Annotated in this window: 13 protein-coding genes and 1 tRNA gene; 4 read left to right on the forward strand and 10 right to left on the reverse strand. The window is 31.0% G+C overall.

Translation table 11 applies throughout. The features are described from left to right. Nucleotides 1-197 precede the first annotated feature (197 nt). Nucleotides 198-1229 (forward strand): L-threonine 3-dehydrogenase, encoded by a 1032-nt coding sequence (gene tdh / locus AS157_RS02605; protein ID WP_077289793.1) that lies wholly within the window; start codon nt 198-200, stop codon nt 1227-1229. A gap of 13 nt (nt 1230-1242) precedes the next feature. Continuing rightward, nucleotides 1243-2418: a glycine C-acetyltransferase gene (locus AS157_RS02610; protein ID WP_077289792.1), complete on the forward strand. Its 1176-nt coding sequence runs from the start codon at nt 1243-1245 to the stop codon at nt 2416-2418. 26 nt (nt 2419-2444) lie between these two features. Here the strand turns inward: AS157_RS02610 and AS157_RS02615 are convergent, their stop codons facing one another. The 5 genes from AS157_RS02615 to AS157_RS02635 form a co-directional block, all read right to left on the reverse strand. Beyond that, nucleotides 2445-3140, reverse strand: coding sequence for a glycerophosphodiester phosphodiesterase family protein (locus tag AS157_RS02615; protein WP_077289901.1), 696 nt, complete (start codon nt 3138-3140; stop codon nt 2445-2447). Nucleotides 3141-3156: 16 nt separating this feature from the next. After that, nucleotides 3157-4146, reverse strand: a complete 990-nt coding sequence (locus AS157_RS02620; protein WP_077289791.1) for an alpha/beta fold hydrolase — start codon at nt 4144-4146, stop codon at nt 3157-3159. Continuing rightward, on the reverse strand, nt 4143-5042 hold the full coding sequence (locus AS157_RS02625) for an alpha/beta hydrolase (protein ID WP_077289790.1): 900 nt from the start codon (nt 5040-5042) through the stop codon (nt 4143-4145). Before AS157_RS02625 ends, AS157_RS02620 begins: the two co-directional genes overlap by 4 nt. A 20-nt stretch (nt 5043-5062) precedes the next feature. Next, on the reverse strand, nt 5063-6214 hold the full coding sequence (locus AS157_RS02630; RefSeq protein ID WP_077289789.1) for an MFS transporter: 1152 nt from the start codon (nt 6212-6214) through the stop codon (nt 5063-5065). Between the two features lie 66 nt (nt 6215-6280). After that, complete coding sequence (locus AS157_RS02635) at nt 6281-6895, reverse strand: phosphatase PAP2 family protein (RefSeq protein ID WP_077289788.1); 615 nt, start codon at nt 6893-6895, stop codon at nt 6281-6283. A gap of 243 nt (nt 6896-7138) precedes the next feature. Here AS157_RS02635 and AS157_RS02640 point away from each other — a divergent pair, with 243 nt between their 5' ends. Continuing rightward, nucleotides 7139-8443 (forward strand): nucleotide sugar dehydrogenase, encoded by a 1305-nt coding sequence (locus tag AS157_RS02640; RefSeq protein ID WP_077289787.1) that lies wholly within the window; start codon nt 7139-7141, stop codon nt 8441-8443. Here the strand turns inward: AS157_RS02640 and AS157_RS02645 are convergent. Further along, nucleotides 8438-9214 carry a glucosaminidase domain-containing protein gene (locus AS157_RS02645; RefSeq protein ID WP_077289786.1) on the reverse strand — a complete coding sequence of 259 codons (777 nt, stop codon included), beginning with the start codon at nt 9212-9214 and terminating at the stop codon, nt 8438-8440. The genes AS157_RS02640 and AS157_RS02645 overlap by 6 nt on opposite strands. 62 nt (nt 9215-9276) lie before the next feature. Here AS157_RS02645 and AS157_RS02650 point away from each other — a divergent pair, with 62 nt between their 5' ends. Next, entirely contained in the window at nt 9277-9951 is a 675-nt protein-coding gene (locus AS157_RS02650) for a TIGR00266 family protein (protein ID WP_077289785.1), read from the forward strand. A 252-nt stretch (nt 9952-10203) separates the two neighbouring features. On the opposite strand, the gene mnmE is transcribed toward AS157_RS02650, so the two are convergent. The 4 genes from mnmE to AS157_RS02670 form a co-directional block, all read right to left on the reverse strand. Further along, nucleotides 10204-11529, reverse strand: a complete 1326-nt coding sequence (gene mnmE, locus AS157_RS02655; protein WP_077289784.1) for a tRNA uridine-5-carboxymethylaminomethyl(34) synthesis GTPase MnmE — start codon at nt 11527-11529, stop codon at nt 10204-10206. A gap of 12 nt (nt 11530-11541) precedes the next feature. Continuing rightward, nucleotides 11542-12168 carry a 16S rRNA (guanine(527)-N(7))-methyltransferase RsmG gene (gene rsmG / locus AS157_RS02660; RefSeq protein ID WP_077289783.1) on the reverse strand — a complete coding sequence of 209 codons (627 nt, stop codon included), beginning with the start codon at nt 12166-12168 and terminating at the stop codon, nt 11542-11544. After that, nucleotides 12165-12881 carry a WecB/TagA/CpsF family glycosyltransferase gene (locus AS157_RS02665; protein WP_077198578.1) on the reverse strand — a complete coding sequence of 239 codons (717 nt, stop codon included), beginning with the start codon at nt 12879-12881 and terminating at the stop codon, nt 12165-12167. The genes rsmG and AS157_RS02665 overlap by 4 nt, the downstream gene beginning before the upstream one ends. Before the next feature lie 52 nt (nt 12882-12933). Next, nucleotides 12934-13018 (reverse strand) — tRNA-Leu (locus tag AS157_RS02670). Nucleotides 13019-13027 lie beyond the last annotated feature (9 nt).

Here is a 13027-nt window from a genome sequence, read left to right on the forward strand (position 1 = left end):
GATATAATTTTATATGCTAACAAATTGGTTTTATACGTTTTTCCTACTCTTTTTGGAATATATAAAAAATATTAAGTAATTACAACTTTAAGCTATTTTAAAAAGAATATTTTCACATAATAATCTCTTATTTTCTTTTACTTATCTTTGGTAAAGTAATATAATTTAATATGGATTAAGATGGAAGGAGGATAAATATGAAAGCTATATTAAAAGAGAATGCAGGTCCAGGATTTATAATGAAAGAAGTTGATAAACCTCAAAAATTAGGGCCAAGAGACGTTTTAGTCAAGATACGACGTGCCTCTATTTGCGGAACAGATGTCCACATTTACAAATGGGATGAATGGTCTCAATCTAGGATCAAACCACCATTAATTGTAGGTCATGAAATGGCAGGAGAAGTTGTGGAAGTAGGAGAAGCGGTAACACAGGTAAAAGTGGGGGATTTAGTTTCAGCTGAAACGCACATTCCATGTGAACATTGTTATCAATGTAAAACTGGAAGAATGCATGTCTGTAAAAATTTAGAAATATTAGGTGTGGATAGGAATGGTGTCTTTACAGAATACGCCGTTATTCCAGAAACTGTACTGTGGAAATTTTCAAAGGAAATTCCATTAGACTTTGCATCTGTTATGGAACCATTTGGAAACGCAATACATACCGCTTTGGTAACGGATTTGACGGGAAAAAAAGTGCTTATTACAGGAGCAGGTCCTATAGGATTAATGGCTATTCAAGTTGCTAAAGCTGCTGGTGCAAGTTTGGTAATTACCTCTGAAGTTGATCCTCTAAGAATTAAAATGGCAAAGGAAAATGGTGCAGATATAGTTATAGATCCAACAAAACAGGATTTAGTAAAAAGTGTATACACAATAACAGAAGATGGCGTAGATATTCTACTTGAAATGAGTGGAAATAAAAAAGCATTAGAAGATGGTCTAAAATGTGTTACTATGGGCGGCGAAGCATCATTATTAGGTATATTCGGTGGTAGCATAGATATCAATCTTGATTCTCTCGTAATTATGAGAGGAATTACCGTATATGGAATTACGGGAAGAGGTATGTTTAATACGTGGAAAGTTGCCGATGAATTGCTTAAAAGCAAAAAAGTTGATCTTTCGAAAGTTGTTACACATGTTATTCCTTTTGATGAATGGGAAAAAGGATTTGAACTTATGTTGAATAAAAAATGCGGAAAAGTAGTTTTAAATCTTGATTAGGGGGTGTAAGATTATGTTTGATTACAGTATTTTTGCAAAAGAACTCGAGAATCTAAAAGAACAAGGATTATATACATACATTAGAACTCTTGAGTCTCCACAAGGTGCTTGGTTAACCATAAACGGAAAAAAAGTTTTAAATCTTTGTTCAAATAATTATCTTGGTTTCGCAAATGAAGAAAGATTGAAAAAAGCGGCAATAAATGCGATAGAAAAATGGGGAGTAGGTCCAGGTGCGGTAAGAACTATAGCTGGTACATTTTCACTACACAACGAACTTGAGGATACATTAGCAAGATTTAAAAAGGTTGATGCAACCATTTTCTTACAATCTGGATTTGTTGCAAACCAAGCTGTGATACCTGCAATCACCAGTGAAGAAGATGCAATCCTTTCTGATGAATTAAATCACGCTAGTATAATTGATGGTGTAAGACTTTCAAAAGCAAAAAGATTCGTATGGAAACATCGTGATATAAAAGATTTAGAAGAAAAATTAAAAGAAGCCAAAGATGCAAGAAGAAGACTAATTATAACGGATGGTGTATTCAGTATGGATGGTGACTTGGCACCACTACCGGAAATAGTTGAACTTGCAGAAAAATACAATGCAATGGTTATGGTAGATGACGCACATGGAGAGGGCGTATTAGGCAGTCATGGAAGGGGAATTGTTGATCACTTTGGATTACATGGAAGAGTTGACATTGAAATTGGGACACTATCTAAAGCATTTGGTGTATTAGGCGGCTATGTTGCCGGAAAAAAAGAATTAATCGAATATTTAAAGCAAAAAGCTAGGCCTTTCCTATTTAGCAGTCCACTTTCCCCAGCAGATACCGCAGCAGCACTAGAAGCAACTAAAATACTCCAAGAATCAGACGAAAGAGTTAAAAGATTGTGGGATAATGCAAAATATTTTAAAGAAGAAATGAAAAAATTGGGTTTTGATACCGGAGAAAGTGAGACTCCAATAACTCCTGTCATGTTGTACGATGCAAAACTTTCTACACAATTTAGTAAGGAACTTTTTGAAGAGGGAATTTTTGCACAATCAATCGGTTACCCCACAGTTCCAAAAGGTAAAGCACGAATAAGGGTTATGATAAGCGCAGTACACACAAAAGAAGATTTAGATTTTGCACTTGAAAAATTTGAAAAAGTTGGTAAAAAACTCAATGTAATATAAACAAACTGGCCTGTATAGGCCAGTTTTTACTTTTTTAAATAGTTCACAATTGTTTCCACACAATCAGTTATAACATAATCCGCCAATTTACGTAAAAACTCAATTTCCTCAATTTTATTAACCGTCCAAATAACTAATTTTTTTTCAATACTTCTTAAAAAATTAGTTAAATAAAGAAATTTTTCCTTGTCTATGTAATAGAGATCTATGGGAATATGTGCACTGTATATATTGGCTTCTGTAAATAACTTTTTTATATCTTCAAATGTTAAATCCTTATGTCTTTCATCAAATAAAAGTCCAAATTTTTCAGATTTATATATGCCTGAAAGTTCTTTTATAATTTCATGTTCAAACGAACTAAAAATTATTTGTTGTTTTCTATTTTCTTCTATGACATATTTAACTATATTTTCTGCATTTTCAAAATCCTTTATCTCTACATTTATTACCTTATCTTTAGGTATAATTTCAAAAACTTCATTTAAAGTTGGAACATCTGCTTTTTCTTTAATTGATTTTATGTCGCACTTTTTTACATTTAAATTTACATTAAAAACTCTTTTTAAATCTTCATCATGTGTAACAATAACTTCTCCATCTTTTGTACAATAAACATCCAGTTCTACTCCATCAGCACCATATTTAATAGCTTCATCAAAAGATTCTAGCGTATTTTCAATGAATTTCTCCGCATATCCTCTATGTCCTAATACCTTCATTGCTGTACCTCCTTTGTTATTTTTCCTCATATTTTATCTTCTCCATTAACATCGCTTGCCTTCTAAATTCATTTACATCCATCTCTTTTAATATAAATCTTGCAAGAAAATATTGAAAAGGAAGCCAAGTTACATGTCCAGATAAAATAACATGTCTCCTTGGTTTCCCAAGCATTTCCCAAAGTATTCTTCTACTTTTTTTTGGAAGCGCTTTATCAAATAATGCTTCAATAAATATAATTCTTTCTTTTTTCACAAATTTAGCATATGCAATTGGATCAACTTTTAAAAACGGATGAATATCACTGTTTTGCATTTCCTTTACAGTTTTAAACTTACTCAATTTTTCAATATCATTTTTAAATCTATTTAAAAACCTTTCCTTTTCTCTAATATCTCCACCTAATCCCTTTTTTATATCCCTTCTCATAAAGGCTAGTGTTGGAGAATACCATATTAAAGTTCCAACATCTCCACCAGTGGTCATTAATATTGTTTTTTTAAAATCATCTGTAATTGAATTTAAAATTACACTTATCATTCCTCCAAGACAAAACCCCAATAAACAGTTATTTTCATGCCACATATTCAAAGTTTTAAAAAATTTCAAAACACTTAATATATCAATTACAGCATGCTCCCAAAATTTTGTCGCTTTTTCCACATCAGTTGAAAAATACCCTTTCCCACTAACCGAGTTATGTGGAACCCTTGTGAAATTTCCAGGTAAAATTGGAATAATAGTTCTAAGTCCCGCATTTGCAAGATGTGTCCCCATCCACAACAAAAATGGAATATTACTAGTTCCAAGTCCATGTAAAATCATTAAACTTCCGCCTATATCTTTTTTTGGTTCAAAAAGATACATCTCAACTATTTCAGTCCCCTTTTCACTATTTTTATAAAATGACGGAAATTTAATATATGAAACTCTAAATCTTTTTGACTTTAATATATAACCGGATGTATATTTAGGCATTTTAAAGCCAAAATCAAAATTTATCATTTCAAATCTCCCCTCAAAAATTTTGTCGTTTCTTCCAATATATTCTTAGTTTTTTCATCTCTAAGCACAAATTCAAAACCATGATCGCCAAATGGATGTAATAATAGCTTGGCACTATTACATTTTTCTCTCAACTTTTTATACATTTTCACCGAAGAAAAATATGGAACAACGGAATCTTTTAAACCGTGGACAAGTAAAACAGGAGGAGCATCTTTATTAACATATGTAATAGGGGAATACTTTATATACACATCTTTAGATTTTACTGGTAATCTTTTTAACGTAGTTGATACAGCAAATCTTGCAAACAAAGACGAACTTTTCCAAATATCTAAAAGATCACATGGAGTATAATAAGCAACAATATTTTCCACACTAGGTTTATACTTTAATCCAAAATACAGTGCAAGATGGCCACCTGCAGATAACCCCATTAAACTCACTTTTGATAACGGAAACATTTTCTTTATAAATCTATAAGCATCAAAAATATCCTCAACCAATACGTCTATTTCATTTAAATAACCATATCTATAATCAATTGTTGCAACGATAAAACCTTTTGATACTAAATATCTATACCATGAAACGTTGTTAGGTTGTCTTCTATAGCCACTTATCCATCCTCCACCATGAGCAAATAAAACCACATTATTTGTTTCAATTTTCGGATAATATAAATCTAACCATAAATTTTCTTTATATTTATAAGTTTCTTTTTTTAACCAGCTTTTTCTATCTAAATTAAAAGGTAGTTTCCCCAACACAGATCTTTTTACAATTGGTATTTGTAATATAAAAAATATAAATATTGCAATTGTAAAGTTAAAAAATGAAGTTATAAACAAAGACAAATATACCAAAAATTTAAACCAAGCTTTTATATTAGTCATTTACTATATTATACCAAAATTCAATCGTAAAATCTTTTATCCTTTCCCACCATATTTTTATAAAAAATAATCATCAAAAAACCATTAATAAAATAAAACACTGAACTTATTAAAAATATAATCATATACCCTTTACTTGACAATGCTAAAACAGAGAACAATATTGCTGCAAATGCACGACTAACGTTATTTGCAAAATTCCTTATACCAGTACTAGATGCTAAAATATTGGATGGAAGATAAGATAATACGAGTGTGTTGAAAATAGGATTAACCATATTCATAATAGTAAATCTACTTATATAAATTGTTGTAAACGTTATTGGTTCCCTTATAAAAGCCAATAATAAAATTAAAATAGGAACAACCATATTTGATAACATTAAAACCTTTGCAGCTCCAAATTTTTTACCCAGTTTATGCGAAAAAGTTGAGCCAATACTTGTACCTAGCTGTGCCAATGCAAGTATAAAACCTATAAAAGTAGCAGTCAAAGAAAATAAATCGTAAAAAATTACATTTCCAAAATGTATGAATAATCCTGCACCAAATCCCACGCTTGCAGTTGAAAAGATATAAAATGCAAATATGTTCTTTTGAAACTCATTTAATTTAACATTTTCAACTTTCACCTTATTTTCAATTATATTCATCACCGGCAAAATCGAAAAAACCCTTAAAACCATAGCAAGTACCATTGTAAATCTAAACCCTAACAAATCACCCAAAAATCCGCCTATTCCATTTCCTAAAACCCCCGTAAACATATTAACCCCAAAATTCAATCCAAAATACTTTGCTCTGTTCTTATGATGCGTATTTTCAACCAAAAACACATCAGTTAAAAGTCTAATAGAAGCGTTAAAACCTCCAAATAAAAATGAAAAAATATAAAGCAACATTAAATTTGAAGGATTCAAACGTAATATAGCAAAAAGAGAAACCAATGGTTGAACAACAAATAACATCTTTTTTCTACCGTATCTATCCGATAAAATTCCTATTATTAAACCCAAAATGGCACTACCCCAAAGATTAACCGACATTATGGTTCCTATAATGTCGTTTTGATATCCTAAATTTTTTAAGTACAAATTAAACAACACCTGATAAATATTTCTTGAAATCCCATTAATCAAAGTAAAAAATATAATTCTATTCGCAATAGCCATATAATCTCTCCTTATATTTAGCTTTACAAACTAATTATACCTTAAAATAAAAAAACTTCCAGGTTCTCACCTGGAAGTTATATAAAATGATTTACCAATCGAATATCCTATTAAAGCCCCAAAAACAACATCACTTAACCAATGATAATTTCCAACTAACCGTGAAAAAGAAAACAAAAAGGGTACTAAATAAAAAAAGTCACCATATCTTTCAGCAATTGGCGTAAAAAGTGCCCATGCAAATGCGCTATGTCCCGAAGGAAACGAATGATTTTTACCTTCAAAGGAAAAAAAATTAAAAACAAATGGTTCTTCATAACTATTAGGTCTTCCTCTACCAATAATTATTTTTAAGGAATATGTTATCACACTTGTAAATCCAACACTTTCAACCATTGTAAACGAAGTATATGGATCATCAAAACAAACTAAAAAAGATGTAATTCCCAAAAACGTCAAAAAATCCAATTCGTCCATACTGTTTATTTTCTCAATAATAACATTGTTAAACATTGATAAATCTAAACTATTTACATAATCATCTAATAAAAAAGTTCCAGAAAATAAAAAAATATTCTCTAGTCGATAATTTACAGATTCAACATCTACTAGAACTTCATCCAAAGAAAATGAAAAAATGAATGTAGAAATAATAATTATTATCAATATAATTTTTTTCATATCTATATTATACCAAAAATCAAATTACACAACATACCTTTTTACTTTTAATTTTCAAAAAATTACACACATAATCATAATCTGTAGTTTTAGTAAGTTATTAATAAAACTATCCTAAGTTCTAAAATTCTTCAAGTATTGTATCGCTTTCTATCATGACCATCTATTCACTTGACATTCTCAAAATAAGATAATATAATGTATATGTATTCACTCAATGAATGAATATACGGAGGTGTAACTATGAGTAAATTATATAGCAAGATAATAGAAAAAAAAGCATTAATTGGTGTAATGGGCTTAGGATACGTTGGACTACCACTTGCAGTTGAAAAAGCAAGAGCGGGTTACAAAGTTATCGGTTTTGACATACAACAAAAAAGGGTAGACATGGTAAATTCAGGACAAAATTATATAGGTGATGTTCAAGATGAAGAACTAAAAGAATTAGTTTCAAAAAAGATACTCAGTGCAACAACAAATTTTGATGAACTTTCAAAATGTGACGTTGTGAGTATTTGTGTGCCTACTCCTTTAGATAAATTTAAGCAACCTGATCTTTCATACATTATTCAAACTTCTAAAGATATCGCAAAAAGGCTTCACAAAGAACAGCTTATAATACTTGAAAGCACCACTTATCCTGGAACAACGGAAGAAGTAGTTCTACCTATTTTACTAGAAACAGGCTTAAAAATTGGAAGTGATTTTTATCTAGCATTTAGTCCTGAAAGGGTAGATCCAGGAAATATTAGGTATAAAACAAGAAATACTCCAAAAGTAGTCGGAGGCATCACAAAAGAATGTACAAAACATGCAAAAGCATTGTATGAAAACGTCTTAGATGCTCCTGTATTTCCGGTAAGTTCGCCCAAGGCAGCTGAAATGGCAAAAATTTTAGAAAATACATTTAGATTGGTAAATATTGCACTTGTACAAGAAATGACAAAAGTTGCCGAAAAAATGAATGTAAATATTTGGGAAGTAATAAATGCAGCTGCCACAAAACCTTTTGGATATATGCCATTTTACCCCGGCCCCGGAATAGGTGGTCACTGTATTCCAATTGATCCATTTTATTTATCCTATAAAGCAAGAGAATATGATCTACACCTAATGCTGGTTGAACAAGCAGGACAAATCGCAGATGAAATGCCATATTACGTTGTACAAAGGCTTGGAGATATTTTAAATGAATTCAAAAAACCATTTAACGGTAGTAATATTTTAGTACTTGGAGTTGCTTACAAAGGAAATATAGACGACATGAGAGAAAGTCCTGCCCTAAAAGTAATTGAAATACTTGAAAGAAAAAAGACAAATATCTATTATTTCGACCCATTTATACCTGAATTTGAATTAAATGGTAAAAAATATAAATCAATTAAACTCAGCAAAGATAATTTAAAAAACTTTGATGGTGCTATAGTTACTACCGGACATACTTTAGGAGTAGACTATAACCTAATTATTGAGAATGTTCCATTTGTATTCGACACAAAGAATATACTCAAAAACTTTAGAAGTGAAAATATATTTGTTTTATAATTTTGGAAGATGCTTTATCACAGTTTTTACTATTTCTACGTATTTTTCCCTCATTTGAGAATAATACACTAGGCCATCTGCAGGATGGCCTTTTTCTATTCCCGCACGTATTAGTCTGAATTTTTTATAATACGGTAATCTGTTCAAATTTAAAGCATAACTTCTCACAGAATCTTCTAAAGTTCTAAAATATTCTATCTCGTATATTTCACCATCTGGCCTTTCGTCTGGCACTATTCCAGTACCAGGTTCGTATGTCCATTCGCCAAAAATATTATTTGCGTAAACGGCAAATTTACTCGTTCCCCACGCAGATTCAATAGCTGCCTGAGCAATTGCCAAATCCTCGGGAATTTTATCCACCTTTATCAATAATTCATCATATGATTTTGCATAGTACTTTTTCATAAATTTTCTCAATTTACCCAAGTCCTCTTTTTTTTTCAAAATAATGATTTTCTCTCTTTCAGCTAGAATTTCACTATTTACCTTTCTTATTATCGGCAACATTATTTTTACAAAAAGCTCTTTTCGTACATCTACCGGTGCATCTTTTAAATCTTTTGGGAATGATTTCAAATAAACTCTTGGAGGATTTTTCAAAGAAGTGTATCCTATTTCATCAAAAAAATTTTTTAAATCTTTCCAACTTTCAAAACTTACCTCTATTTCCTTCTCAAATAACGGGAAATAATTAAATTCTGAATAAATAACAAAAAAATCAAATACCAAAAATGATATAATTATAATCGAAAAAAATAGTTTTTTCATACTCCCACCTCGTAATAAATATTAACATAAAATATTTGATTTTAAATTAAAGGAGGGTTAAAATGGAATTTAAGGTTGAATTTAAAGGATCCTATGCTATACTTTTTGCGCATTTAGATCCAGGAGAAACAGTTATAGGGGAATCAGGTGCAATGGTTTCTATTTCCGGAAATGTGGACATAAAAACGACAACAGGTGGAGTTTTCAAAGCCTTAAAAAGGGCTTTCCTAGGAGGAGAACATATATTTTTGAACAAATATACTGCAAAAAATAAAAGTACTATATCATTTGCTCCTAGACTCCCTGGAGATATTGATGTAATTGATCTAAATGGAACAGTGTTTTTACAATCAACTTCATATTTAGCATCAGAAGAAAATATCGATTTAGATACAAAATTTGGAGGATTTAAAACATTTTTTTCAGGTGAAGGGTTCTTTTTATTAAAATTATCTGGCATTGGTAAAGTGGCAATTTCTTCTTTTGGTGCTATATTTAAAATCACACTTCAACCAGGAGAAAAACTAACCGTTGATACTGGACATGTTGTTGCATTTGATGAAACTGTAAAATACTCTGTTAGAACTTTTGGTGGAATCAAATCCACAATCTTTGGTGGAGAAGGACTAGTAGTCGATTTTGAAGGCCCTGGTAATGTATATATACAAACCAGGAATTATCCAGATTACGTAAAATGGATAAAAAGTATTGCACCAAAAGATACGGGAAGTAGATAAATTCATAATTAATTACGAACCAAAATTACACAAACTAAGTCAAAATATATGCAAAAGCGGGAAAAAACATTTAAATATTATTAAAAGCAAAAGTTTTAATTAATTATTAACACAAATGGTTCATAATAGAAACTTTGGTCTGACTAACTTTGTAACATAACTCGTGTATTATTTTAATTAGAGAAACCCCCTATCCCCCTTGAGATACACCCCCCACAGCTTTGAGCGGGCCAAAAAAAGGCCCGTGTTTTTTTATTTTCCAACACAGAAATTTGAAAAAATATTATCCAACAAATCATCCGTAAACCTTTTTCCTAGTAATGTATCAAGTTCTTCTAAAGCCTTTCTTAAATCAAAAGATATAATATCCAATTCAAAACCTTCTTCTAAACTTTTAACCGCACGTTCCAGATATAAATTAACTCTTTCCAATATTTCTACTTGTCTTTGAGTTGTTATATGCGATGAAGTACCACTTTCCACTATATCTTTTACTTTTGACATTATTTTATTTTCAAGATTTCTTAATCCTTCTCCAGTAAGAGCACTTATTTTCACTTCGTCTTCAAATTTCTTGTTAATTTTCAAACTACTATCACATTTATTCCAAATAGGAATAAAATTATTATTTTCTATCTCTTTTAATATGAACTCATCTTCTTTCGTAAATCCGGTACTAGCATCTAATACGAAAAGTACTATATCAGCTTTTTTCATTTCCCTTAAACTTCTATCAATTCCAATTTTTTCCACGATATCTTCTGTCTCTCTAATACCAGCTGTATCTACAATGATAAATCTCACACCATTAATATCGATTTCACCTTTTATCACATCTCGTGTAGTTCCTGGGATATCGGTAACAATCGCCCTATCCTCTAAGAGCAACCTATTTAATAAAGTGGACTTTCCAGAATTTGGTTTTCCAACAATCGTCATAACAATTCCATCGTTTAACATTAGAGCTTTTTTGCTATTTGTTACCTTGTTATCTATTTCATTTTTTATTCTAAAAATCTCTTTTACTATGTTTTTCGTATCAATTTCTATGTCATCTGGATAATCAACTGTCACTTCTATTTCAGATAAAATATTCAAAATCTCCCTACGATAGTATTCTATCTCTTCATTAAGCCCTCCCTTTAAATTTTGCAAAGACATTTTTAATGAAATCTCGCTTTTTGCTTCTATTATTTGATATATGGCTTCTGCTTGAACAAGCGAAATTTTTCCATTCAAAAATGCCCTCTTTGTGAACTCTCCACGTTCTGCAAGGCGTGCTCCACTCGACAAAATAGTTTCCAATATTTTACGAGTAACAATAATTCCACCGTGGGCATATATTTCAACTAAATCATTTCCCGTATAACTTTTTGGTGATTTAAAAAATACAACATTAACTTGATCAATAACTTCATTTTCAAGATATATGTAGGTACTATAAACCCTTCTATGTTTTATTTCATCTAAATCCGTAAGTTTCTTCACAATTTCATAACTTTTTGGACCATCTATCCTTATAATAGATATAGCCCCTGTTCCATAAGGTGACGAAATTGCCGAAATTGTATCGTACATATTCAATCCTCCCTACAAAGGATTCTTTAAAATTTTATTATACCTTCTTGGAAACTTGTTCACACTTTCCTTCTTTTCAAAAATAAGTAAAACCCTATTCCTATTCAAAATTTTATATTCAACAATTTCAGTCAATTCTACCTTTAAAACCTCAATTGCATTCTTTGCATTCTCTAATTCTTTAAGATATTCTCTACCTTTATACAAAAAAACTCTTCCACCAACTTTCGCAAATGGTACGGTAAGTTCTAAAATAATCCTCAACTCCGCAACTGCTCTTGAAAAAACGTTATCAAAAGTTCCTTTCAAATTTTTTTGTTCTTCAATTCTTCCATGTAAAAATTCCAAATTATTTATCCCAAGCATTCTACAGGTATTTCTGATATAATCAACCTTTTTCCTAGAAGCATCAACTAATAGTCCTTTCATGTGTTTAAATGCAATACCGATAAAAACTCCTGGAACTCCCCCACCAGTTCCAACATCTAAAAAATTCCCTTCTAATTTAATTTTCTCTAAAGGAATTAAACTATCTAGCGCAAGCAGGTAATAGGCAAGATTTTCATCCTTTATCGCAGTAAGATTAAACGGCGCATTAACAATTCTTTTAATGTATTCTCTTATAACATTTTCTTTCATCTTATCTTTCCTCTTAATACTAAAAATGTGTATTTTATAATCTCAATAGGAATATGTCGTTTTTTTATAGGTGATTGTAACCATCTATAAAACCATTCCAATTTCATCTTTTGAAAAAAACTGGGGGCTCTCTTTTTTGTTCCAGAAATAACATCAAAACTTCCACCAACACCCATGGCCAACTTGAAAGGAAGAAAAAAATTATTATATATCCACTCCTCCTGCTTTGGCACACCCATTCCTACAAACAAAAGTTCTGGCTTTAAAGCTTCTATCTCTTCTAGCGGTGTAAAATCATTTTCGGAAAAATATCCATGATAATACCCAACGATATTTACTCCTTCCTCTCTTAGTCTTTTTGCCGCTTCTTCCACAACCTTTGTTCTCGAACCAAGCAAATATACTTTCCAATTGTACTCTTTTGCTTTTCTACACAAATACAACATTGTATCTATACCGGTAATTCTATCCGTTAAGATATTTCTATTTCTCTTTAATGCCCATACTATTCCAGAACCGTCTGGTATAATATAATTTGCTTTTTCGACTATTTTTCTATAATAACTATCCTTTAATGTACGCAAAAGTATAGAGGCATTCAAAGTAACAACAAAAGTCTTCTGACCGTCATTTATACTTTTTACTATTTTTTTTCTTACTTCTTCTTCCTTTCCAATAGTTAATTTCAATTGTGAAAAATTCACTACTTCCACATCTTCCACCTTTCTATTTTTTCAAATACAAAAAATCCCGGAAACCCGGGACTGGTGCCGAGGGCGGGATTTGAACCCGCACGGGAGAACCCACATGATCCTGAGTCATGCGCGTCTGCCAATTCCGCCACCTCGGCTCAACCACA

The sequence above is a fragment of the Thermosipho sp. 1244 genome, assembly GCF_018588215.1.
GTDB classification, from domain to species: domain Bacteria; phylum Thermotogota; class Thermotogae; order Thermotogales; family Fervidobacteriaceae; genus Thermosipho; species Thermosipho affectus.